This window comes from Alteromonas profundi (genome assembly GCF_010500865.1).
GTDB lineage: Bacteria > Pseudomonadota > Gammaproteobacteria > Enterobacterales > Alteromonadaceae > Alteromonas > Alteromonas profundi.
In genome coordinates this window covers 47,084-68,907 of sequence record NZ_JAAAWN010000001.1, presented here as the reverse complement: position 1 = coordinate 68,907, position 21,824 = coordinate 47,084, and the positions used below count along the sequence as shown (strand labels likewise).

Here is a 21,824-nt window from a genome sequence, read left to right as displayed (position 1 = left end):
CGTGTGAGCAGAAATTACACTAAGCCATTTAAGGTTGTGATTGGGGAGGCGTTAACGATATAAAAAAGCCTTACGGTTTCCCGTAAGGCTTATGATTATCTCTTCAAGCAATTGCCGCTTTTTGCTTTTATTGCAAAATGCGCTGTTCATACTGTTTAAACAACGTAATTACTGTGAACAATTAGCTTGGCGTTACTGCATTGTGATAAACATCTTGCACGTCATCACAATCATTTAGCATATCCATGAATTTTTCAAACATAGGCATGTCATCTTCACTGATCTCAGTTTCTGTTTGCGGTATCCAGCTCATTTCCTCTGCATCAAAACTGATATCAGGGTACGCACTGGTAAGCGCGGTTTTTACTTGGAAAAATTCTGTGTGAGGCGCATAAACCGTAACTTTACCGTCTTCGCATTCTACGTCTGTTACGTCTACATCATCTTCCATTAGTACTTCAAGCACAGCATCTTCATCGTCCCCAGCAAACTGGAAAACAGCTTGATGATCGAACATATGCGAAACCGCCCCTTGCGCACCCAATTTCGCATTGGTCTTTGTAAAGCAGTTGCGTACGTCGGTAATTGTGCGATTAGCATTGTCTGATAGGCAGTCGACAATAACCATGCAATTGCCCGGGCCAAAGCCTTCGTAGCGCATAGGTTGAAAATCTTCACCTGCACCACCTGCTGCTTTATCAATGGCCTTGTCAATAACATGCCCTGGCACTTGATCTTTCTTTGCTTTCTCCATCAAACGACGAAGGGATAAGTTTGTATCAGGGTCTGTACCCCCGTTTTTCGCGCATACGTAAATTTCTTTTCCGTACTTTGAATAAACCTTCGTTTTCGCGCCAGCCGTTTTTGCCATGGCTGCTTTTCTTACTTCAAATGCTCTTCCCATCTTAATATTCTCTTTTTTCGCGATTGGAACTCTACTGCACGATTAACCTTTTCCTAAAAGCGCTAGCCGTCAGAGAAAAAGTTACGAGTATGAATAAAACCCCGCAGCAGAAAAAAATTGGCTAAATTCTACCTATATTACATTCAATAATACAGGGCTTAGACGCTCTGCATCTGTTTTTCATCCTTATTCTTCTAGGGTAAGTGCTCAGAAGCAAGGTATTCATGAGACTGCATTTCTTTTAATCGACTTAAGCAGCGTCTAAATTCAAAATTAAGGCGGCCCTCGGCATATAAAGAAGATAACGCGACTTCGGCAGAAATAATTAGCTTCACATGGCGCTCATAAAATTCGTCAACCATGGCAATAAAACGCCGAGCGACGTCGTCATTGTGCTGACCCATCTCTTTTACGTTTGCCAACAATACAGAATGATAACAACGACTTAACTCAATATAGTCGCTTTGACTTCTAGGTCCATCGCACAATTCAGAAAATTCGATCATTAACACGCCATCGGCGTCACGTAGGGTCTCTATTTTGCGATTATTAACTGTAATAGTTTGACCTACTGAGCCTTCCTCTGGTGCAAGTTGGCTAAAATAATTATGTAAGTTCTTTGTGGCCTTATCATCCAGCGGATAATGATATATTTCTGCTTGCTTTAGCGTTCGCAGGCGATAATCAATGCCACTATCAACATTTACCACACGCGTATTTTGATTTATTAGGTCAATTGCGGGAAGGAAGCGTGCGCGCTGTAAACCGTTTTTGTATAAATCATCCGGCACAATGTTTGAAGTCGCAACCAGTACTACCCCGTGGCTGAACAATTCCTCCATTAGTGTCCCTAGGATCATGGCATCCGTAATATCCGAAACAAAGAATTCGTCAAAGCAAATAACACGTGCCTCTTTGGCAAGCTTAGCTGCGATGGATTTTAGTGGGTCTTCGGCGCGGTCTAACTGCTTTAGTTCGTCGTGCACACGGTGCATAAATCGGTGAAAATGTACACGCATTTTCTCCTCAAAGGGTAAACAATCGAAAAAGGTATCAACCAGATACGTCTTCCCTCGACCTACGCCGCCGTAAAAATAAATTCCTTGAATGCCTGCAGTTTTATGGCCTTTACCAAATGCAGACTTTAATTTTACCCGCCATTTAGCTTTTTTTCTTCGTTTGGTTAATTCATCGAATAAACGCTGAAGCTCTCTCACCGCATTTTCTTGCGCGGCGTCGTGATGAAACTCGGGTGAGGCTAAATCTGTTTGATACTTTTCCCACGGCGTCATCGCCAATACCACTCCTAATAATGTCAATAGTGCGCAGGGCTGCACCGACCTGCTTGATTTTCTCCATTATGACCTTAATTTTACTTGAAATCACGGTAGAATCGCAGCTTGATATGCGTTGCCACTGTTATATTAATCATTAATGATAACTATAGGCGTGCTTAGCGTCTCACCTTGCTATAATCTAAAGGTGAAAACTGCATCTATTTGAGCCCAGCAAGCAGAATAGATGAATATAGTAGTATGATTCGGAGATCGAAATGGAACTGTTAGTGTCCTTGGCTTTATTAGTAGTTGGTTTGGTAATTGGTTTTTTCTTAGGTCGCTTTGTTCAATCAAAGCAGTCTGCTGGCAGTGCGCAAAACACGGAAAAACAGGTTAAAGAAATTTTATCGCAACAAGCGCAACATCATATTCATCAAACGCGTCAAAGCATTGAAAGCATTGAGTCACAGTGCGCTACATTAAAGTCGCAGATGGACGAATATGAAGCACTACTGTCGCAAACTGACGACGAAGATGCCAAAGTTCCGTTTTATGGTGAGCAAGCCACAACTTACCTGCGTAACAATTTAAATAACACTGAAAAGTCCGAAATCACGCGGGTTGCAGATACTCAGCCAAAAGACTTTGCAAATACGGGCTCTGGCTTGTTCGCCGGAAAATCCGAGCAATCTGCCGCAGAAAAGTCGTAACCGTCGGAACTTTTTCAATTACCTCAGACTCTTTAGTGAACGATAATATGTCGCAATAACATGAAGGAGTGTAAGCGAACATGAAAATGTCTTTTCGTCATTATATTTTGGCGTCCGCCGTTGTAGTTAGCTCTTTGGGCTTTAGTGTAACTGCCAGTGCAGCCCTGCCTTTCTTTTCTGATAAGAAGGATGAAATCCCCTCACTGGCGCCTATGCTCGAAGAAGCGACTCCTGCCGTAGTCAGCATCGCCGTTCAGGGAACACAAACCTCGCGGCAGCAGGTTCCCGAAATGTTTAGGTACTTTTTTGGTGCGCCGCAAGAACAAGTTCAAGAGCGTCCCTTTCGAGGCTTAGGCTCTGGGGTAATTATCGACGCTGATAAAGGTTACGTGGTTACCAATAACCATGTGGTTGATAATGCGGACGAAATTACGGTAAAACTTACTGATGGCAGAGAGTTTACTGCCAAAAAGCTTGGCTCTGATGATCAAAGCGACATCGCATTATTAAAAATTGATCCTGATGATTTAACGGCTTTGCCTATCGCCGATTCAGACAGTCTACGGGTCGGTGACTTTGTGGTGGCTGTCGGTAATCCATTTGGTCTTTCCCAAACCGTTACTTCTGGTATTGTTAGTGCGCTAGGACGCTCTGGCTTAAATATTGGCGGCTATGAAGACTTTATCCAAACGGATGCAGCGATAAACCGTGGTAATTCTGGTGGCGCCTTAGTTAACTTGCGCGGCGAACTAGTCGGAATTAATACCGCTATTTTTGGCCCGAACGGCGGTAATGTGGGTATTGGCTTCGCTATACCCGCTAACATGATGAAAAGCCTTGTTGACCAAATTGCTGAATTCGGTGAAGTACGCCGCGGCCTATTAGGTATTAAAGGGAATGATATTGATGCAGGATTGGCGGAGGCCATGAATGCTGAAATTAATATTGGTGCGTTTGTTAGCGAAGTAACGCCTGAATCTGCGGCTGATGAAGCGGGCATTCAAGCGGGTGATATTATTACTGAAGTGAATGGCAGACCGTTACATAGCTTCCAAGAGCTTCGCGCTAAAATTGCCAGTATGGGCGCAGGCGCTGAAGTTGAACTAACCTTAATTCGCAAAGGTAAAGAAGTTAATGTAGATGTAGTATTAGACGATGCCACATCGGTAACCGTTACGGCAGCTCAAATTCATCCAGCATTAGAAGGTGCGACTTTGGCAAATGGCGCCGATGATGCGGGTAACGACGGGGTGGTAATAGCTGACTTAGAGCGAGGTAGCCCGGCGGCGCGTATTGGGCTTAAAGCTGATGACGTTATTATTGGTGTAAATCGTATTAGAACCAATACGGTGGCCGCGCTACGAAACAGCTTAGATGGCGCAGAAGGTGTCATTGCGCTTAACGTACGTCGGGGTAATTCAACCTTGTATTTAGTTATTCGATAGCGATACTATAGTGAACGAAAACAGCGCCCTAAGGCGCTGTTTTTTTATGTACATAAATTGCATAATTAGGTTTTGACGTAAAATAAATCATCCTTGGCATATTCTTTACGACAGAACTATGAATTAGGTGGTATCCTTTAGATTAATCATATATTTGGCATCGCCACCATTGGCCCAATTTTCAATAAGAACAAAATATAAGTGTGAACCGTGACTGGCAGCTCAATTGTTAACTTTATTATTAAATCAGTTTTTCTTGGCACCATAGTCGCGTTACTGCTGCTGTTCTTGTTGCCTGACTTACGCAAAGGTAATGGCTTTACCCAAGGGTTATTTTCCGAGGCTTCGGTCAGTGCGAGCCGAGAGAGCTACTTTACCCCGCTTAGCCGTTCAGCGCCTGCCGTGGTCAATATTTATAGCGTGAGTATAGAAAAAGATACCGGCCTTTTTCGAAATCAACCGAGAGAACGTACGAGTCTAGGTTCAGGCGTTATTATGACCGAAAATGGCTACCTGCTTACCTGCCACCATGTGGTACAAAATGCTGATAGTATTTTTGTGGCGGTGCAAGATGGCCGCATTCTAGAGGCGGAAATTGTCGGTAACGACCCCCTTACTGACCTCGCTGTGCTTAAGGTGTCCGCCGACAACCTTCATGTTATCCCACAAGTTACTGAGCCAGATACCCACATTGGCGATGTAGTAATGGCGATAGGCAACCCGTTTGATTTAGGACAAACTATTACTCAAGGGATCGTAAGTCGCGCAGGACGCAATGGTCTATCTAATTACGTCGACTTTATACAAACCGACGCTGTATTAAACCAAGGAAATTCAGGGGGCGCTTTGGTCGACAGTAATGGAATATTACTCGGCATTACCAATGCTAACTTCCAAGTACGCGATTCTCGAAACCGGGTGCGTAATGTCGATGGTATCAACTTCGCTGTTCCCTATGCCCTAGCAAAGCGTGTAATGGATGAAATTATCCATCATGGCCGCGTAATTCGCGGGCAGCTTGGCTTTATTGGCAGTGAAAATCGTAATCACCCTGGTATTGAGGTAACCGCTGTTGCTAATGGCAGTCCAGCAGATATCGCGGGCTTACGTGCGGGTGATATTATCATGGCGATTGACGGCATACGACTTGAAAGCGCATCGAAAACATTAGATATGATTGCCGAAACAACGCCTAACACCGCCTTAACCCTAGAGGTAAGTCGCGGCGAGAAACTTATCACAATTGAAGCGGTAGTAGGCGAACTTGCCAGCCGTTAAAATAAAAAAAGCCGCAAAATGAAGCGGCTTTTTTTTATAAGTTTTGACCTATCCTAAATAGCGTTGACACTTTTCAACATCTCACGGCTATTCTTGAACGCGCTTAATATTGGCCCCTAACGCCCCAAGCTTCTCTTCAATAGACTCATAGCCCCTATCGAGATGATAAATACGGTTTACGTGCGTTTCACCTTCGGCAATTAAACCGGCAATCACTAAGCTCGCTGATGCGCGCAAGTCAGTGGCCATGACTGGTGCGCCTTTTAATTGTGAACTCCCCCGGGAAACTGCAGAATTACCTTCTAGCGCTATCTCGGCACCCATGCGCTGCAGTTCAGGCACATGCATAAAGCGGTTTTCAAAAATAGTTTCGGTTATTACGCCCGTCCCTTCAGCAATACAGTTTAACGTTACGAACTGGGCTTGCATATCGGTAGGGAATGCTGGATGGGGGGCTGTTTTAAGACTAACAGAGGTAGGTTTTCTACCTTCCATATCTAATTCAATCCAGTCTTCACCAGTGGTAATTTTAGCGCCCGCCTGTTCCAACTTGTCCAGCACCGCGTCTAATGTATCTGGCGCTGCGTGTGTACAGCGTACGTGCCCGCCTGTAACTGCAGCAGCAACTAAGAAGGTTCCGGTTTCAATACGATCGGGCAATACTCGGTAGTCGCATCCAGATAGACGTTCGACCCCCTCAATAGTGATTTTATCACTTCCCGCACCTTTTATTTTTGCGCCCATTTGTATTAGGCAATGCGCTAAATCAACAATTTCAGGCTCTCTGGCGGCGTTCTCTAATATTGTCGTGCCTTGTGCTATTGCTGCAGCCATCATAAGGTTTTCCGTCGCTCCAACGCTCACCATATCCATAAAGATACGTGCGCCTTTTAGCCGACCTTCAACTTCAGCTCGAATATAGCCTTCATCTACTTCAATCTTCGCGCCCATCTTTTCAAGGCCCGTTAAATGAAGGTTAACAGGGCGTGCACCAATGGCACAGCCGCCGGGCAAAGACACATTTGCTTTGCCTTGTTTCGCAAGCAAAGGACCTAGCACTAAAATTGACGCGCGCATGGTGCGAACCAAATCATATGAAGCGGTTACACTCTTTAGCGTATTGGCATTGAGCAATACATCATTGCTCGCAGGTTGCGCCACCTCAACCCCTAACTCCCGCAATAATGACAGTGTAGTAGTAATATCGCGTAGGCGAGGTACATTGGTGTACCGACAAGGTTCATCGGTTAATAAGCAGGTCATTAATAAGGGTAGCGCGGCATTTTTCGCCCCCGATATCCGAACATCACCACGTAGTGCAGGGCTTTTAGTTATTACAAGTTTATCCACGAGAAAAGACCTGATTATTGAGGAATGTTAAACTGGCGCTCGCGCTCCCAGTCTTTTACAGAAAATGTCTTAATCGTAATGGCATGCATTGAACCATCCGCAATTTTATCAGCAAGCGGCGCGTACACAGCTTGCTGGCGTTTTACACGGCTCATTTCATTAAACGTATCGCTTACTGCAATAATATTATAATGGGAGCCCTCTCCACGTACATGAACCTCATCGAGATCCAGCGCGTCTTTAAGGATGTTTTCAATTTCTGACAATTCCATAACTTACTTCTTTTCTCTATCAACTGTCTTTATTCTACGGGTAAAAAGCTATCTACGCCGCTTATTTTAGCCAACTTTCGTAACTTTTCGGGTAACGCTTGCAGGCTAACATCAATCCCCTGTTGCTTTCCATCTCTAATCGCATTGATAAGCCACGCCAAACCGGCAGTATCTGCTCGCTCGACGTCACTCAAATCAATACTACAGCGCTTGTTGGTGGAAAGCATTTCGTGCTCTTTTGCTGAGATAGCTAACCAAAAGTCTTTAGACAACGAAGCTTGATCCAGACATCCGTGGACACTGACATTCCCTGATTCATTAATCTGGATCAGGCTCACTCAGTATCTCCCTCTAAATCGTAAGGTTCATCTTGGTTAAGCTCTACAGGCTTACCAATTTTATCGCGCATAAGCGCAATAACAGCATCAATACCGTCTTGACGAAGAATTGACTCGAATTCACTACGCTTGCTGTTGAGCATACTAATACCTTCGGCAACCATATCGTAGGCTTTCCACTCGTTTGTTTTACTGTCTTTGCGCACTTTAAAGGCAATTTTAATTTCAGGACGCTGAGGGTCTTGAACCACCGCACGTACCGTTACCGATTTTTGTCCATCAAAGTTAGATTCAGGTTCGAAGATAACCGTTTGATTGTCATAGTAGCCCATAGCAACGGCATAAGTCGTAATTAGGTATTGTCTAAATACACTAATGTACTCGCCCATTTTTTCCCGTGGTACCGATTTAAAGTGCTTGCCTAAAACCATAAATGCGGCAAATTTATAGTCTATATGAGGAACCAACTCTTCTTCCATTATGGTGCGCAGCATTTCAGGATCGGCTTTAATTTCCTCCTGGTTTTGCTTAATTCGTGCAAAGGTTTTTGTTGCCACGTTCTTTACTAATAGGTATGGATTCTCGCCACTTATCTCTTGTTCTTGTGCCTGTGCCGTACCTACTACCGATAGTAATAGTAACCCAATAGCCGCCATCAACTTTTTCAATGTAACTCTCCTAAACTGTGTCCTATAACAGCAGACCCGATTTTCCCACGTATGGTTTCATCAAGTTGCCAAAAATCTCTTACTCGTCGTCGTTTCCACGATTAAACAAAAACTGCCCTATTAAGTCTTCGAGCACCAATGCTGACTTGGTGTCTTGCAGATAATCGCCGTCTTGCAAATCGGCCACGCCATCAAATGAAAAGCCTGGCTGGAACCCTACGTATTGTTCACCTAATAACCCAGAAGTGAGAATTGAAACTGAGCTGGTCTCAGGGAAACCTGTATACTTTTTAGAAATGGATAACTCTACTACGGGCGTAAAGTTATCTTGGTCCAAAGTAATTGAGTTAACGCGGCCTACGGTAACGCCCCCCACCTTAACGGCAGAGCGGGGTTTTAAGCCTCCTATATTGTCGAATTTGGCATATAGCGTGTAGGTATCACCTTCGCTTGTCATCGATTGGTTCGCCACTTTCAACGCCAATAATAAAATAGCGCCGATGGTTAACACCACGAACACACCAACCATGATTTCCGTTTTATATTTATTCATACCAATCAATCCCCTACTCGATACCAAACATAAGGGCGGTAAGCACGAAGTCCAGCCCTAATACTGCTAATGAAGAAAACACAACGGTTTGCGTTGTTGCTTTGCTGATCCCTTCCGAAGTAGGAATAGAATCGTAACCTTTAAATATGGCAATCCAAGTCACAACTAAGGCGAAAACGAGGCTTTTAATCACTCCGTTTATCACGTCTTGCTGCCAATCTACTGTGGATTGCATAATCGACCAATAACTACCGGCATCAACGCCCAGCCAATCTACGCCTACAAGGTGGCCACCTAAAATACCTACGGCACTGAAGATAAGCGCTAGCATGGGCATAGACACGATGCCGGCCCAAAAGCGCGGAGCTACTACCCTACGTAGCGGGTCAACCGCCATCATTTCTAAACTGCTCAGCTGCTCAGTGGCCTTCATTAAGCCTATTTCGGCGGTTAAAGCAGAACCTGCGCGACCAGCAAATAACAACGCGGTTACCACAGGGCCTAACTCTCGTAATAAAGATAGCGCCACCATGGGGCCTAAACTCCCTTCAGCGCCATAATCAACTAAAATGGTATAACCTTGCAGTGCCATAACCATGCCGATAAACAAGCCTGACACTACTATGATTAACAAAGACTGAACGCCCACCACATAAACTTGCTTAATTGTCAGTGGCACATTTTTTAACCGCGGCAAGGCAAATAATGCGCCAAACAACATAATAGCTGCGCGCCCTACTGCACTCATTTTTGCTAGCGTGGACGCGCCAATTGATTGAAAGAAATTCACTTAGTATCTCCAAACAAGCTTTGTTCCAAATCTGTTGCCGGATAATGAAACGGCACCGGTCCGTCAGCTTGCCCTGTAAGAAACTGTTGCACCAACTCAGAGTCACTTTCTCTTATTTGCTGCGCTGTACCTTCACCAATAACCCGTTTATCCGCCAAAATATAAATATAATCAGCAATAGTGAGTACTTCCGTCACATCGTGGGTTACCACTATACTGGTCAGTCCTAATGCATCATTTAGCTCACGAATGAGTTTTACCAGCACGCCCATTGAAATAGGATCTTGCCCAGCGAAGGGCTCATCGTACATGATGAGATCGGGGTCTAACGCAATAGCTCTTGCTAACGCAGCACGACGGGCCATACCACCCGATAGTTCACTAGGCATGAGCGAGGCAGCACCACGTAAGCCCACAGCCTGTAGCTTAAGTGCGACAGTTGTGGCGATAACCTCTTCAGATAACGCGGTGTGTTCACGCAGTGGAAACGCCACATTGTCAAACACACTCATATCGGTAAATAAGGCTCCGCTTTGAAAAAGCATGCTCATGCGACGACGCGTTTGGTATAAGGTTTTGCGGTTCATCGATACAATTGAGTTACCGTCAAAGCGCACATCGCCGCTATCAGGCGTTAACTGCCCGCCAATTAACTTTAATAAGGTGGTTTTGCCGATGCCACTTGGGCCCATTACGGCGGTTATTTTTCCCTTTGGCACGTTGAGCGAAACCCCGTCATAGATAAGACGGTCAGCTCGGCTAAAGGTAAGTTTGTCTACTTCGACTAAATGATCCATAGCGTTTTTATGGTCAACCCTTGAGTGTTTACTAGGTGTAAGCGGTAGTAGTGCCTATGGCTACTAGTACAGCGAATGGCGCTTTTTGCCCCGCGTAATGAAACAAAACAGCAATAACTGTGCCTTAGGAACACAAATATGGAGTAAAGTTTACTGACGAGTGTAATTTAGTGGCATTGTACGCTTTTTCAAGGCTTGCGCCAAAAGCAAAAAGTTACAATATATGTTCTATATTATCGAATGGTCTAATTTTACCCTGTACACCGCATAGAAAGCCGCCGTAAGGCTAAATATTCACCGCGTATTCTATCATTAATAAAAATAACCCACAGATACGATAGGCAAACGACCTTGTTTTTGCGACAATCGCTGAAAATCGTCAGGATTACAGGTTGTTGTGCTTTTAAACGTCGCTATTTTTATCCTTGGGCTTATTGTTCTTAGCTGGAGTGCCGATCGCTTCGTCTATGGAGCTTCTGCACTAGCCAAAAATATAGGCATATCGCCTATGATGATAGGACTTACCATAGTTGCCATGGGCTCTTCTGCCCCTGAAATTGTGGTTTCAGCTATTGCTTCTGCTAACGGAAATACGAACACCGCAGTGGGTAATGCGTTGGGTTCGAACATCACTAATATCGCTTTGGTGTTAGGTATCACGGCATTAGTTAAACCCCTATTGGTATCGTCTACCACGTTAAAACGGGAACTTCCTGCGTTATTGTTTATTTCACTTATTGCGGTTGGTTTTCTATTTGATGGCAAGTTAGAAAGCTATGAAGGGATCATTCTCTTAGGCATGTTTATCTTCGTTTTGGCAATGATGGCGTGGTTGTCATTGCAGGTTGATAAAGAAGATCCCCTTGTGGCTGAAACCGCGGATGAAATCCCGAAGGACGTGCCTACAACCTCTGCGTTGATCTGGGTAGGTGTTGGGCTTGTACTACTGCCTTTAAGTGCACACTTTATGGTGGGTTCAGCAGTAGAAATTGCCCGTTATTTCGGTATTTCTGATTTAATCATAGGCCTTACCATTATTGCACTAGGTACAAGCCTACCGGAACTTGCGGCCAGTGTAGCTGGGGTTTTAAAAGGCGAAGACGACTTAGCACTGGGCAATATTATAGGTTCCAACATATTCAATCTTTTGGCCGTATTAGGTATGCCTGGTCTCATTGCACCTGGATTACTTGACGTTGATGTTATCAACCGAGATATGTGGGTAATGCTGGGGCTAACCTTATTACTCTTCTTATTTAGTTTCGACCTTATCGGTAAGCGTAAGATCTCCCGCACCAACGGGGTACTCTTTATCTCTTGCTTTATAGGGTATCAAGTTTGGCTGTTTAGCTAATGGTAACAGAACAACATTCATTTATTACATCGGCAAAGCGTGTTATCGACATAGAAGCGAAAGTGATTAGTGCCTTGGCGTCGCGGCTGGGACAAGACTTTGTAGATGCCTGTACTATGCTTAAAAACTGTAAAGGCAAAGTGGTTGTCAGTGGCATGGGAAAATCTGGCCATGTGGGCAATAAAATTGCCGCCACCTTTGCAAGCACAGGAACCCCTGCCTTTTTTATGCACCCGGGCGAAGCCAACCACGGCGATTTGGGAATGCTAAGTAAAGGGGATGTAATGCTGGCTATTTCAAATTCCGGTGAAACCGCAGAATTGGTGAACTTACTCCCCGTGGTAAAACGCTTAAATGTACCGGTTATTGCCATGACCAATAGCAAACATAGCGCGTTAGGCCAACACGCCGATGTCGTGTTAGATATTAGCGTGGAAAAAGAAGCCTGCTCGTTGGGGTTAGCACCTACATCGAGTACCACGGCTACCTTAGTGATGGGCGATGCACTCGCGGTAGCGCTTCTTGATGAACGCGGCTTTACGTCTGATGACTTCGCATTATCTCATCCTGGGGGCAGTTTAGGCAGGAAATTACTGTTAAAAGTAAGTGATATTATGCTTACAGGCGATGACCTCCCCTTAGTTAAACATGATGCGCTAGTGGCAGATGCCTTGCTCGAAATATCGCATAAAGGCTTAGGTATGACAGGCATTGTTGACGAGCTTGGTGTATTAGTGGGTATCTTTACCGATGGTGATTTACGCCGTATTTTAGACGCCAGAGTAGACTTACATACCGCCTTGGTACAAGACGTGATGACGGTGGGAGGAAAAACTACCCAGCCTGAACAATTAGCGGTAGAAGCGTTAAATGTAATGGAAGCACATAAAATTAGCGCGTTGATGGTTACTGATGAAGCAAGAAAACCGGTTGGTGCATTTAACATGCATATGTTACTTAGAGCAGGAGTTTTGTAATGGCCTGTGAGGCGATGAAAGACACGTTATATGCCCCTTTGCCCCTTTCGCTGTATAACCAGCTTGCGCAAATAAAGCTGCTTGTTTGTGATGTGGATGGTGTTTTTTCTGATGGACGCATTTATTTAGGTAATAACAGCGAAGAATTAAAAGCCTTTCATACCCGTGATGGCTACGGTGTAAAAGCACTTGTTAGCCACGGCGTAGAGGTGGCTGTAATTACCGGGCGACGTTCTAAAATTGTGGAAGATAGAATGAAGGCGCTAAACGTTGCGCACATTATTCAAGGCGAAGAAAACAAACAACAAGCATTATCTGCGTTAATGGCCACGTTATCACTTACCTCCGCGCAAGTAGCAGCGGTGGGCGATGACATGCCAGATACAGGGATTTTTAGGCATGCAGATATTAAGATTGCAGTGAATGATGCCCACCCCATGGTAATTCACCAAGCTAATTGGGTTACCCAAACCCGCGGCGGGTTTGGCGCCGTACGTGAGATTTCCGACACCCTACTTCAAGCTCAAGGTAATTTAGGCGGAATTCAAGGGGCAAGCGTGTGAATAAGTTTGGCTTTAACCGATTAGGGCTCAGTATCTCTGCGCTGTTTGTGCTGGCTTTGTTAATGTATTTGCCTATTTGGATGGAAGAAGCGCCGGAACAAGCAAGCGCTAACGGGCTTGATGCACTCAAACCAGCCTATAAAGCAAAAAACTTAACCACCACCTTATACAACCAAGACGGCCAGCTAAATCACAAAGTATTCGCCCGTTCAATGGAACATTATGATCAACTGGGGTTTGTTTTGTTCCAACAGCCCAGATATACACTATATACAGAAAATGCAGCATCGCCGTGGGAAGTCACTGCTACTGAAGGTACGTTATACAATAATGAACTGATTCAATTAGAAAATAATGTTCAAATTGAAAACCAAACCGAAGATGATTTTGTAAAAACTATTACAACTGCATTTATTGAAATAAATTTGAACACCAAGCAGATGACATCTGATCAACCCGTAGAAATCCGCGGCCTTCAATATGTCATTAATAGTAATGGGTTTAATGCAAATTTGCGTACCCAGGAATATGAGTTAATTGATCATGTACAAACCATTTATTCTCCTGGCAACTAGCTTTTTCTTCGCATTAGCTGCGTACAATGCCTCGGCGACAGAAAACGACTTTAATAAGCCTATCACCGTGGACTCTAAGTCACAGTTTGTTGATGGGAAAAATAAGACATCCTTGTTTAAAGATAACGTAAGTATCACCCAAGGCTCGCTAGTTATTAGCGCTGACGAAGTAGAAGTAGTTGCCTCTGAAGGTGAAGGACGTGAAATTTTTATCGCTCGCGGAAAACCGGCAAGTTATTCGCAAACCCTTGAAGATGGTACACCGGTTACCGCGAAAGCGAACGAAATACGTTATGAAGTTGCCAAACGTACAATTTCGCTAAACGGCAGTGCAGAACTGCAACAAGACACCAGCATGGTACAAGGCGATAAGATTACCTTTGATATGGTCACCGAGCAGCTACTTGCCACCGGCGGCAGCGAGGGGAAAGATGGCCGTGTAACAACCGTATTTCGCCCCGAGGCTATTCGTAGGCTAACTGAATCAAGTGAGCAAGACGAAAACGACGATGAGGACGACAAGTAAGCATGGCCACGTTAAGCGCAACTAATTTAGCCAAGGCCTATAAATCACGCCAAGTAGTGCGAGATGTTAGCTTGTCAGTATCTACAGGCCAAATAGTAGGCCTTTTAGGGCCAAATGGTGCAGGTAAAACAACCACCTTCTATATGATTGTAGGGTTAGTTCCTCTTAATAAAGGCACGATCACCATAGATGAGGATGAACTTACTCACCTTCCTATGCATGAGCGTGCTCGTAAGGGCATTGGCTATTTACCTCAAGAAGCCTCTATATTTAGAAAGCTGACGGTGTTTGAAAATATTATGGCTATTTTGCAAACGCGAAAAGGCCTAAGTGCAGCACAGCAGGAAGAAGAAGCCGATGGGCTGCTTGATGAATTTAATATTAACCATATACGTAATAGTACGGGCATGAGTTTGTCTGGAGGTGAGCGACGTCGTGTTGAAATAGCACGCGCACTTGCCGCCAACCCACAGTTTATTCTGCTTGATGAACCTTTTGCAGGTGTTGATCCTATTTCGGTTAATGATATAAAGAAAATTATTCAACACTTACGAGATCGTGGTATAGGAATCCTTATCACCGACCATAACGTAAGAGAAACCTTAGATGTATGTGAAAAAGCATACATTGTGAGCCACGGCGAATTAATTGCCCAAGGCACCGCAGAACAGGTTTTAAGTAATCAAAAAGTAAGAGATGTATACCTAGGGGAACAATTCAGGCTATAGTTAATGTAACCGGGTTGTAATGTGAAAGTTTCGCTCCCAATATATTCACAATAAGAGCACATAAATAAGACGTAGATGAAACCATCTTTACAGTTAAAGTTCAGCCAACAACTTACCATGACACCGCAGCTTCAGCAGGCAATCAAGCTGCTGCAGTTGTCTACGCTTGATCTCCAACAAGAGATTCAAGAAGCTTTAGACTCAAACCCGCTTCTAGAAGTTGAAGAAGGCGGCGATGAGAGTCAAGGTGAAAAAAACAACATCGACGGTGACGACGGAGCATTAGAAGTCGCGCCCACCGCCTCAAGTGACACCCTTGAAGCCGGTGATGCCTTAGAAAAAAATGACCTTCCCGACGAATTGCCTATCGATAGTACGTGGGATGAGTACTATTCTGCCTCATCCGCGCCCGCTCCAGGGCCTGCAAACAATGACGAAGAGCAAATCTTTCAAGGCGAGACCACTGACGATATTCAAGCTCACCTTTCATGGCAGATGCGCCTTACTCATTTTTCTGACACAGACAGAGCTATTGCCACAGCGATTATCGATTCAATTGATGAGTCGGGATACTTAACCGTATCACTTGACGAGATATTAGAGGCGGTAAACTCAGAAGATACTGAAGAACTAATAGAAATGGACGAAATAGAATGTGTGTTAAAACGCATTCAAATGTTCGACCCTATCGGTTCGGGCTCACGTACACCGCAAGAATGCCTTATGGTTCAATTGCGCCAGTTTTCAGAAGATACGCCTTGGTTGCATGAAGCAAAGCAGCTCATTGAAGACTACTCAGACCTCCTTAGCAGCAAAGACTACCGCACACTGATGCGTAAGAGTCGGTTGAAAGAAGATCAGTTACGTGAGGCTATGCGCCTGCTTCAAACGCTAAACCCACGTCCTGGCAGCGCGTTAATTACCAAAGAACCAGAGTACGTTATACCCGATGTTTCTGTGACCAAGAAAAATGGTCGTTGGGTGGTTGAATTAAACCCAGATAGCTTACCGAAGTTAAGTGTGAATCAGCAATATGCTGCTATGAGTCGGCGGGCTAAAAATAGCAGCGACTCGCAATTTATCCGCTCACACATGCAAGAAGCTAAATGGTTTATCAAGAGTTTGGAATCGCGTAACGATACTTTGATGAAAGTGGCGAACTGTATCGTGCAACAGCAAATGGGCTTTTTCGAACACGGCCCTGAAATGATGAAACCTATGGTGTTGAATGATGTCGCAGAAATGGTTGATATGCACGAGTCCACCATTTCGCGGGTAACAACACAAAAGTACATGCACACCCCACGTGGTATTTTCGAACTTAAGTACTTTTTCTCTAGCCACGTGGCGACTGAGTCCGGTGGTGAATGTTCATCCACTGCGATCCGTGCGCTGATCAAAAAGCTTGTGGCGGCGGAAACGCCAAGCAAGCCACTAAGTGATAGCAAGATTGCTCAATTGTTGGCCGAGCAAGGTATTAAGGTAGCTCGGCGAACAATAGCAAAATACCGGGAATCGTTATCGATTCCACCGTCGAACCAACGCAAGAGCCTTATTTAACAGGCTTGAAAATATAAGGAAGACGAAATATGCAAATCAACCTTACTGGTCATCACGTCGAAATCACCGACTCTTTGCGTAATTATGTCGATACCAAGTTCAGCAAGCTTGAACGTCACTTTGATCACATTTCTAATGTACATGTCATCCTGAACGTTGAAAAACTAAATCAAAAAGCCGAAGCGACTATGCACTTAAGTGGTGCCGAGGTCTTTGCTTCATCAGAAAACTTAGATATGTATGCAGCGATAGACAGCATGGTTGATAAACTCGACAGGCAGGTTATCAAGCATAAGGAAAAACTGAAAAAGCATTAAATTACTCCTATGGAACTTGAAGCTATAGTAAGTCTGAACCGCACTGAATGTGCGGTTCAATGTAACAGTAAGAAAAAGATCCTTGAGATAATTAGTCATATTGCCGCAAGCAATAATGACAGTATCGACGAGTCTGCGGTTCTTACTAGTCTTCTTAACCGCGAAAGAATGGGTAGTACAGGCATAGGTAATGGCATTGCGCTTCCCCATGGGCGTTTACCTAATCTAGAAAAGGTAATGGCGATTGTTGTCACCTGCACCCCAGCGATTAATTTTGATGCGTTAGACAACCAGCCTGTAGATATTTTTTTCGCATTGTTAGTACCCGAAGAACAAACCGAAGGACACCTGCAAACGCTGGCGAGCGTGGCGGGGAAACTTAGTAATAAAGATACAGTAAAAGCAATTAGACGAGCCACGACAAGCGACGACATCATTGCCGCATTGTGCGAGTAAAATCGATATTATTCAGTATTAGGGAGAAGGCAGTTGAAGCTAATTATTATTAGTGGACGTTCTGGCTCAGGTAAATCAGTTGCGTTACGCGCACTGGAAGATTTAGGTTATTATTGCGTTGATAATATACCGGTTAACTTACTTCCCACGCTTACTCACACGGTGGCAGATGAGTACGACCAGGTTGCAGTAAGTATCGACGTACGAAACCTGCCCAAAAACCCTGATGACTTAGTTGAAATTCTCGATTACCTTCCCTCCTCGTGGTCGATGACGATTGTCTATATTGATGCTGGCGACGATATTCTGGTCAAGCGATTCAGTGAAACGCGCCGTCTGCATCCCTTAGCTAAACTTAAAAAGTCGCTGTCGGAATCTATCAAAGCGGAAGCTGAATTGTTGGCGCCCATTGTAGAGCGCGCCGATTTATATATAGATACGGATAAACTTACCGTTCATCAGTTAGCTGAGCTAATAAGAGAGCGTATTTTAGGTAAAAAGAGTTCACGCTTAGTATTGGTATTTGAGTCATTTGGGTTTAAACATGGTATCCCAAAAGATGCCGACTATGTTTTTGATGCAAGGTTTCTCCCCAACCCTCATTGGGAACCCGATCTACGACACTTAACGGGGTTAGACGGCCCGGTGGAAGTATTTTTAGGATCGCAGCCGGTAGTAACCAAGTTTATCTGGCAAATACAAAACTTAATAACAACATGGTTGCCCCATTTAGAGCGCAATAATCGTAGTTATGTCACTATTGCCATTGGCTGTACTGGCGGGCAACACCGCTCTGTCTACATAGCGCAGTCGTTGGCCAAAACGTTTGAAGATTTACATCCAGATGTGCAGTTGAGACACCGAGAGCTGAACCAATAATGACCATCGAAAAAACACTGACTATTATTAATAAGCTGGGGCTGCATGCACGTGCGGCCACGCAGTTGGTACAATTAGCCAATCAGTTTGACGCTAAAATTACCTTAGTGAAAGCCGATAAGCAGGCAGACGCAACCAGTGTATTAGGGTTAATGATGCTAGAAAGCCATCAAGGCGAAGAGGTTAAAGTAGTGGTTGAAGGCAATGCTGCCCATGAAGCTATGGATGCGATTGAAGCCCTAATCCAAGGACGCTTTAACGAAGACGAATAGTAAGGGGCACGGGACTCTCTCGTTACCTGCGAACCTACCGACCAAGTACGTATTGCGCGAATATTATGGCCTTAAGGCTGCAATTATCATGACAGCGCCCAGTCATTTGATATATCCTATAAATACTGTAAATCCAAATTGTTAGGCAAAGTTTGTGGCAGAAGCGCTAGTCTCTAAATATGTTCAAAATCAATTGAGAGCGCTAAATGGTGCATTAGCCAATGGCCAATTCGTTTCTGTACGAAAACTGCTGCTAGAACTTCCCCCCTCTGATGTTGCCCATATTTTAGAATCTAGCCCAAGCCGTACTCGGGATGAACTATGGGAGTTAATCGACAGCGATTTCCATGGCGACATACTAGAAGAACTGTCAGATGACGTGCGTAACGGCATTATCACTAAAATGCTGCCCGCTAATGTGGTTGATGCACTAGAGGAAATGGATACCGATGACTTAGCGGAAACCTTAAGTAGCCTTCCCGATACAATTTTACATGACATTCTCGAGTCGATGGATGCGCAAGATAGGCTAAGAGCAGAACAAGCCTTATCTTATGGTGAAGAAACTGCCGGCTTCATTATGAATACCGACACCATTACGCTGCGTCCCGACGTTACCATTGATGTGGTGCTTCGTTATATTCGCTTAAAAGGCGAATTGCCCCACAATACCGACACCTTTTATGTTGTAAATCGTACCGATAATTTGGTTGGTATTATTCCAGTCACTCGCCTGCTTACCGCAGAAACCGATGCAAAAGTTTCTGATATTATGGATGAAGAATCGGAAGCGATTCCGGTTAATATGCCCGATGATGAAGTAGCCAGTCTATTTGAACGTTATAATTGGCTATCAGCGCCTGTAGTTGATGAGCGAAACCGCTTAGTAGGGCGAATTACCATTGATGACGTGGTAGATATTATTCGTGAAGATGCTGAACACTCGATGATGAGTATGGCAGGCTTAGACGATGACGAAGATACTTTCGCCCCTGTGCTACAAAGTACAAAAAGACGTTCTGTATGGCTGGCGGTAAATTTAGTTACTGCGTTGATGGCCGCTATGGTGAGCGACTTATTTGAGGCCACGTTAAGTCAGTTAGCCGTTCTTGCTATTTTAAATACCATAGTACCAAGTATGGGGGGGGTAGCAGGAAACCAGACCCTAACCTTAGTTATTCGGGGTATGGCGCTAGGCCATGTAAATGCAAATAACTCACGCTGGCTGATTAGCAAAGAAATCGCGATTGGCTTTTTAAATGGTGCCATTTGGGCGGTATTAATTGCCAGTGTTATTGCGCTGTGGAAGCAAGATTATATGCTAGGCGTGATAATTGCGTTCGCTATGCTGGTAAACATGATTGCTGCGGCATTAGCAGGCGCCACTTTGCCGATGATAATGAAGCGTCTCAAAATAGACCCCGCCCTTGCAGGTAGCGTTATTTTAACTACTATTACCGATGTGGTGGGTATTTTTGCTTTCTTAGGTACTGCCACCCTTTTCTTGGTTTAAGTAACGGTTAGTGACAGCTTACCAGCACTGCTTGTCGCTATATACTGCGTTCATCCCTTTCACCGAGCTAAAGACGCTCTTATCCCGCAAAGGCGTTTTTCTGCCCAGGTTTTTCTACCTGTGGGTTTCCTCTCGCTCAAGGCTGTTCTCTCGCTCAGGGCTGTTCTCTCGCTCAGGGCTGTATTCCCGCGCAAGGCTGTATTCCCGCGCAAGGCTGTTTCCCTTACAAACTCAGTAGGCGTCCCGTTATTGTTAAATTTATATCCTACTCCCCAAACGGTTTCTAACAACTGACCTGCTTGATGATACGACACTACGGCGTCTAACTTATTGCGCAGCCGATTCATGTGAGTATTAACCGTATGCTCGTAGCCCTGATGGTTATACCCCCAAACGGCACTTAACAACTGATCTCTGGAAAACACCTGGTTTGCGTGGCGACAAAGATGCTCAAGTAAGGTGAATTCTCGGGCGGTAAGCTTTACGCTTTCACCATTAACCGTAACGCTATGTAACTGAGTATCGATGATAAAGGGGCCCGCTTCCACAACATCCGATGTTGCTAGCTCATGATTATTTGCATAGGCTTCGAGCATATTTACGCGCCGTAAGTGGGCGCGAACGCGGGCGATAAATACGCGCTCGTTAAACGGTTGAGGAAGGTGGTCGTCTGCGCCAGCTTCTAAGTAACTAGCGCCATCAGTCAATATCCAGTCTGGTTCAATAGCCATTATGCAGCTATTTTCACATTGAGCACGTATGTTGGCTATTTTTTCACTACATGCAGGGCTTCCCTTCGCTTCCACAATAATAAGTAGGTATTGTTGGGATAGCAGCGCTTCTGCCGAGGCGTACGTAGAAACGAGATCGTGCAGATACCCATGTTGGTTTAGACATTGTTGTATCTAGCGTTGTTGTCGATTGCAGCTAAATATTACAAGAACCATGTCACACTCCAGTATTGCCCTTAAAACACAAGACCGGAGTGTGTTGAAAATTATTCCATTCTCATTACAGAAATTCTTAACACCGGGTTATCAAACCGGTGATCTGAGGTAAGTACCGAAGATGAAAGGCCACCTTCCGCCGACACTATACCCGGATGCATAGAGACAAAGTCATGCGCTTCTCTACCTTCACTGGGGCCTTCACCACCTCCCGCGGGGCCAGGCACCGACATGGCAGACTCAGTGTTTTCCTCGGTACCAGCATCATAAGCTACACTAACACGTGTGGAGGTTTCGCCGACTTCAAGCTGTGATAAATCCATCGCAGTGAAGCCTGTAAATGCATCATTTGTATTCCCTAACATAGCTGCAACCGTTAACGTGGAAGCAGCATTATCTTCAATAGATACGCTCACTTCCATGCTTTCTCCCGGTAGTGTGGGTTGCTCGGCTGATGCCGTGGCTAGCAGTGCAGTATTTGCTAAAAACTCACTGTTATCCCCCGATTCTGCTAATAATGCTAAACCGTCTGACGCGCTCTCTCCTATTGTCCACAGCGGCATATCAGCGTTGTGCAATGCCACTGCAATAGGCGAAGCAGGCTGCCCCGAGGTTAAATTGGTCACCTTTATTTGATATGTATAGGTTACTGGCTGCGGTGGCGCCACCTCGCTTATCTCGTTGTCGTCGTCATCGTGTGAACAGGCAGATAGGGCTAATGCCATCGCTAATAGACTTACGCTATACAGTGTTTTATTTAAACGCTTCATAGTTC

Annotated in this window: 26 protein-coding genes; 15 read left to right on the top strand and 11 right to left on the bottom strand. The window is 44.7% G+C overall.

The window, feature by feature from the left end; genetic code table 11:
- Positions 1–181: 181 nt before the first annotated feature.
- Positions 182–904, bottom strand: a complete 723-nt coding sequence (locus GTH32_RS00325; RefSeq protein WP_163083242.1) for a YebC/PmpR family DNA-binding transcriptional regulator — start codon at positions 902–904, stop codon at positions 182–184.
- 194 nt (positions 905–1,098) lie between these two features.
- The gene (gene zapE, locus GTH32_RS00320; RefSeq protein WP_163083480.1) at positions 1,099–2,196 is read right to left on the bottom strand and encodes a cell division protein ZapE; all 1,098 of its coding nucleotides are present in this window, start codon (positions 2,194–2,196) and stop codon (positions 1,099–1,101) included.
- Positions 2,197–2,456: 260 nt separating this feature from the next.
- On the opposite strand from zapE, the gene GTH32_RS00315 reads away from it, so the two are divergent.
- The 3 genes from GTH32_RS00315 to GTH32_RS00305 all read left to right on the top strand — a co-directional run bounded on the left by GTH32_RS00315 (position 2,457) and on the right by GTH32_RS00305 (position 5,614).
- Entirely contained in the window at positions 2,457–2,891 is a 435-nt protein-coding gene (locus GTH32_RS00315) for a ZapG family protein (RefSeq protein ID WP_163083241.1), read from the top strand.
- An 86-nt stretch (positions 2,892–2,977) separates the two neighbouring features.
- Entirely contained in the window at positions 2,978–4,336 is a 1,359-nt protein-coding gene (locus tag GTH32_RS00310) for a DegQ family serine endoprotease (protein WP_163083479.1), read from the top strand.
- A 210-nt stretch (positions 4,337–4,546) separates the two neighbouring features.
- Positions 4,547–5,614, top strand: a complete 1,068-nt coding sequence (locus GTH32_RS00305; protein WP_163083240.1) for a trypsin-like peptidase domain-containing protein — start codon at positions 4,547–4,549, stop codon at positions 5,612–5,614.
- An 87-nt stretch (positions 5,615–5,701) separates the two neighbouring features.
- Here GTH32_RS00305 and murA read toward each other — a convergent pair whose 3' ends face one another.
- From murA to mlaF, 7 genes are all read right to left on the bottom strand, one after another.
- Entirely contained in the window at positions 5,702–6,964 is a 1,263-nt protein-coding gene (murA, locus tag GTH32_RS00300; RefSeq protein WP_163083239.1) for a UDP-N-acetylglucosamine 1-carboxyvinyltransferase, read from the bottom strand.
- A gap of 14 nt (positions 6,965–6,978) precedes the next feature.
- Positions 6,979–7,236 (bottom strand): BolA family protein, encoded by a 258-nt coding sequence (locus GTH32_RS00295; RefSeq protein WP_163083238.1) that lies wholly within the window; start codon positions 7,234–7,236, stop codon positions 6,979–6,981.
- Between the two features lie 29 nt (positions 7,237–7,265).
- Positions 7,266–7,574, bottom strand: a complete 309-nt coding sequence (locus GTH32_RS00290) for an STAS domain-containing protein (RefSeq protein ID WP_163083237.1) — start codon at positions 7,572–7,574, stop codon at positions 7,266–7,268.
- A complete protein-coding gene (locus GTH32_RS00285) occupies positions 7,571–8,242 on the bottom strand; it encodes an MlaC/ttg2D family ABC transporter substrate-binding protein (RefSeq protein ID WP_163083236.1) in 672 nt (223 codons plus the stop codon). The genes GTH32_RS00290 and GTH32_RS00285 overlap by 4 nt, the downstream gene beginning before the upstream one ends.
- Positions 8,243–8,321: 79 nt before the next feature.
- On the bottom strand, positions 8,322–8,795 hold the full coding sequence (gene mlaD, locus GTH32_RS00280; protein WP_163083235.1) for an outer membrane lipid asymmetry maintenance protein MlaD: 474 nt from the start codon (positions 8,793–8,795) through the stop codon (positions 8,322–8,324).
- A 13-nt stretch (positions 8,796–8,808) separates the two neighbouring features.
- Positions 8,809–9,585: a lipid asymmetry maintenance ABC transporter permease subunit MlaE gene (gene mlaE / locus GTH32_RS00275; RefSeq protein ID WP_163083234.1), complete on the bottom strand. Its 777-nt coding sequence runs from the start codon at positions 9,583–9,585 to the stop codon at positions 8,809–8,811.
- Positions 9,582–10,382, bottom strand: coding sequence for a phospholipid ABC transporter ATP-binding protein MlaF (mlaF, locus tag GTH32_RS00270; protein WP_163083233.1), 801 nt, complete (start codon positions 10,380–10,382; stop codon positions 9,582–9,584). The genes mlaE and mlaF overlap by 4 nt, the downstream gene beginning before the upstream one ends.
- A gap of 397 nt (positions 10,383–10,779) precedes the next feature.
- On the opposite strand from mlaF, the gene GTH32_RS00265 reads away from it, so the two are divergent.
- The 12 genes from GTH32_RS00265 to mgtE all read left to right on the top strand — a co-directional run bounded on the left by GTH32_RS00265 (position 10,780) and on the right by mgtE (position 20,102).
- A complete protein-coding gene (locus tag GTH32_RS00265) occupies positions 10,780–11,736 on the top strand; it encodes a calcium/sodium antiporter (RefSeq protein ID WP_163083232.1) in 957 nt (318 codons plus the stop codon).
- A complete protein-coding gene (locus GTH32_RS00260) occupies positions 11,736–12,713 on the top strand; it encodes a KpsF/GutQ family sugar-phosphate isomerase (RefSeq protein WP_163083231.1) in 978 nt (325 codons plus the stop codon). The genes GTH32_RS00265 and GTH32_RS00260 overlap by 1 nt, the downstream gene beginning before the upstream one ends.
- Before the next feature lie 14 nt (positions 12,714–12,727).
- Complete coding sequence (gene kdsC / locus GTH32_RS00255; RefSeq protein WP_163083478.1) at positions 12,728–13,276, top strand: 3-deoxy-manno-octulosonate-8-phosphatase KdsC; 549 nt, start codon at positions 12,728–12,730, stop codon at positions 13,274–13,276.
- Positions 13,273–13,851, top strand: coding sequence for an LPS export ABC transporter periplasmic protein LptC (gene lptC / locus GTH32_RS00250; protein WP_163083230.1), 579 nt, complete (start codon positions 13,273–13,275; stop codon positions 13,849–13,851). The genes kdsC and lptC overlap by 4 nt, the downstream gene beginning before the upstream one ends.
- Positions 13,820–14,377: a lipopolysaccharide transport periplasmic protein LptA gene (gene lptA / locus GTH32_RS00245; protein ID WP_163083229.1), complete on the top strand. Its 558-nt coding sequence runs from the start codon at positions 13,820–13,822 to the stop codon at positions 14,375–14,377. Before lptC ends, lptA begins: the two co-directional genes overlap by 32 nt.
- A 2-nt stretch (positions 14,378–14,379) precedes the next feature.
- Positions 14,380–15,105, top strand: coding sequence for an LPS export ABC transporter ATP-binding protein (lptB, locus tag GTH32_RS00240; RefSeq protein ID WP_163083228.1), 726 nt, complete (start codon positions 14,380–14,382; stop codon positions 15,103–15,105).
- Positions 15,106–15,180: 75 nt separating this feature from the next.
- A complete protein-coding gene (locus GTH32_RS00235) occupies positions 15,181–16,665 on the top strand; it encodes an RNA polymerase factor sigma-54 (RefSeq protein WP_163083227.1) in 1,485 nt (494 codons plus the stop codon).
- A 29-nt stretch (positions 16,666–16,694) separates the two neighbouring features.
- Positions 16,695–16,982: a ribosome hibernation promoting factor gene (hpf, locus tag GTH32_RS00230; protein ID WP_163083226.1), complete on the top strand. Its 288-nt coding sequence runs from the start codon at positions 16,695–16,697 to the stop codon at positions 16,980–16,982.
- 9 nt (positions 16,983–16,991) lie between these two features.
- Positions 16,992–17,438: a PTS IIA-like nitrogen regulatory protein PtsN gene (ptsN, locus tag GTH32_RS00225; RefSeq protein ID WP_163083225.1), complete on the top strand. Its 447-nt coding sequence runs from the start codon at positions 16,992–16,994 to the stop codon at positions 17,436–17,438.
- A 33-nt stretch (positions 17,439–17,471) separates the two neighbouring features.
- Entirely contained in the window at positions 17,472–18,317 is an 846-nt protein-coding gene (rapZ, locus tag GTH32_RS00220) for an RNase adapter RapZ (protein ID WP_163083224.1), read from the top strand.
- Positions 18,317–18,589, top strand: coding sequence for an HPr family phosphocarrier protein (locus GTH32_RS00215; RefSeq protein ID WP_163083223.1), 273 nt, complete (start codon positions 18,317–18,319; stop codon positions 18,587–18,589). Before rapZ ends, GTH32_RS00215 begins: the two co-directional genes overlap by 1 nt.
- Positions 18,590–18,743: 154 nt before the next feature.
- Positions 18,744–20,102 carry a magnesium transporter gene (gene mgtE, locus GTH32_RS00210; RefSeq protein WP_163083222.1) on the top strand — a complete coding sequence of 453 codons (1,359 nt, stop codon included), beginning with the start codon at positions 18,744–18,746 and terminating at the stop codon, positions 20,100–20,102.
- A gap of 59 nt (positions 20,103–20,161) precedes the next feature.
- Here the strand turns inward: mgtE and GTH32_RS00205 are convergent, their stop codons facing one another.
- Positions 20,162–20,833 (bottom strand): response regulator transcription factor, encoded by a 672-nt coding sequence (locus GTH32_RS00205; protein ID WP_246223083.1) that lies wholly within the window; start codon positions 20,831–20,833, stop codon positions 20,162–20,164.
- Positions 20,834–21,099: 266 nt separating this feature from the next.
- Positions 21,100–21,819, bottom strand: coding sequence for a spondin domain-containing protein (locus tag GTH32_RS00200; RefSeq protein WP_163083221.1), 720 nt, complete (start codon positions 21,817–21,819; stop codon positions 21,100–21,102).
- Positions 21,820–21,824 lie beyond the last annotated feature (5 nt).

Bases quoted from the DNA above. Each gene is read 5' to 3' on its own strand.
- GTH32_RS00325 (WP_163083242.1), bottom strand. From the start codon at position 904: ATGGGAAGAGCATTTGAAGTAAGAAAAGCAGCCATGGCAAAAACGGCT.
- zapE (WP_163083480.1), bottom strand. From the start codon at position 2,196: ATGACGCCGTGGGAAAAGTATCAAACAGATTTAGCCTCACCCGAGTTT.
- GTH32_RS00315 (WP_163083241.1), top strand. From the start codon at position 2,457: ATGGAACTGTTAGTGTCCTTGGCTTTATTAGTAGTTGGTTTGGTAATT.
- GTH32_RS00310 (WP_163083479.1), top strand. From the start codon at position 2,978: ATGTCTTTTCGTCATTATATTTTGGCGTCCGCCGTTGTAGTTAGCTCT.
- GTH32_RS00295 (WP_163083238.1), bottom strand. From the start codon at position 7,236: ATGGAATTGTCAGAAATTGAAAACATCCTTAAAGACGCGCTGGATCTC.
- mlaD (WP_163083235.1), bottom strand. From the start codon at position 8,795: ATGAATAAATATAAAACGGAAATCATGGTTGGTGTGTTCGTGGTGTTA.
- mlaF (WP_163083233.1), bottom strand. From the start codon at position 10,382: ATGGATCATTTAGTCGAAGTAGACAAACTTACCTTTAGCCGAGCTGAC.
- GTH32_RS00260 (WP_163083231.1), top strand. From the start codon at position 11,736: ATGGTAACAGAACAACATTCATTTATTACATCGGCAAAGCGTGTTATC.
- kdsC (WP_163083478.1), top strand. From the start codon at position 12,728: ATGAAAGACACGTTATATGCCCCTTTGCCCCTTTCGCTGTATAACCAG.
- lptA (WP_163083229.1), top strand. From the start codon at position 13,820: ATGTACAAACCATTTATTCTCCTGGCAACTAGCTTTTTCTTCGCATTA.
- lptB (WP_163083228.1), top strand. From the start codon at position 14,380: ATGGCCACGTTAAGCGCAACTAATTTAGCCAAGGCCTATAAATCACGC.
- GTH32_RS00235 (WP_163083227.1), top strand. From the start codon at position 15,181: ATGAAACCATCTTTACAGTTAAAGTTCAGCCAACAACTTACCATGACA.
- hpf (WP_163083226.1), top strand. From the start codon at position 16,695: ATGCAAATCAACCTTACTGGTCATCACGTCGAAATCACCGACTCTTTG.
- ptsN (WP_163083225.1), top strand. From the start codon at position 16,992: ATGGAACTTGAAGCTATAGTAAGTCTGAACCGCACTGAATGTGCGGTT.
- GTH32_RS00215 (WP_163083223.1), top strand. From the start codon at position 18,317: ATGACCATCGAAAAAACACTGACTATTATTAATAAGCTGGGGCTGCAT.
- GTH32_RS00205 (WP_246223083.1), bottom strand. From the start codon at position 20,833: ATGGCTATTGAACCAGACTGGATATTGACTGATGGCGCTAGTTACTTA.
- GTH32_RS00200 (WP_163083221.1), bottom strand. From the start codon at position 21,819: ATGAAGCGTTTAAATAAAACACTGTATAGCGTAAGTCTATTAGCGATG.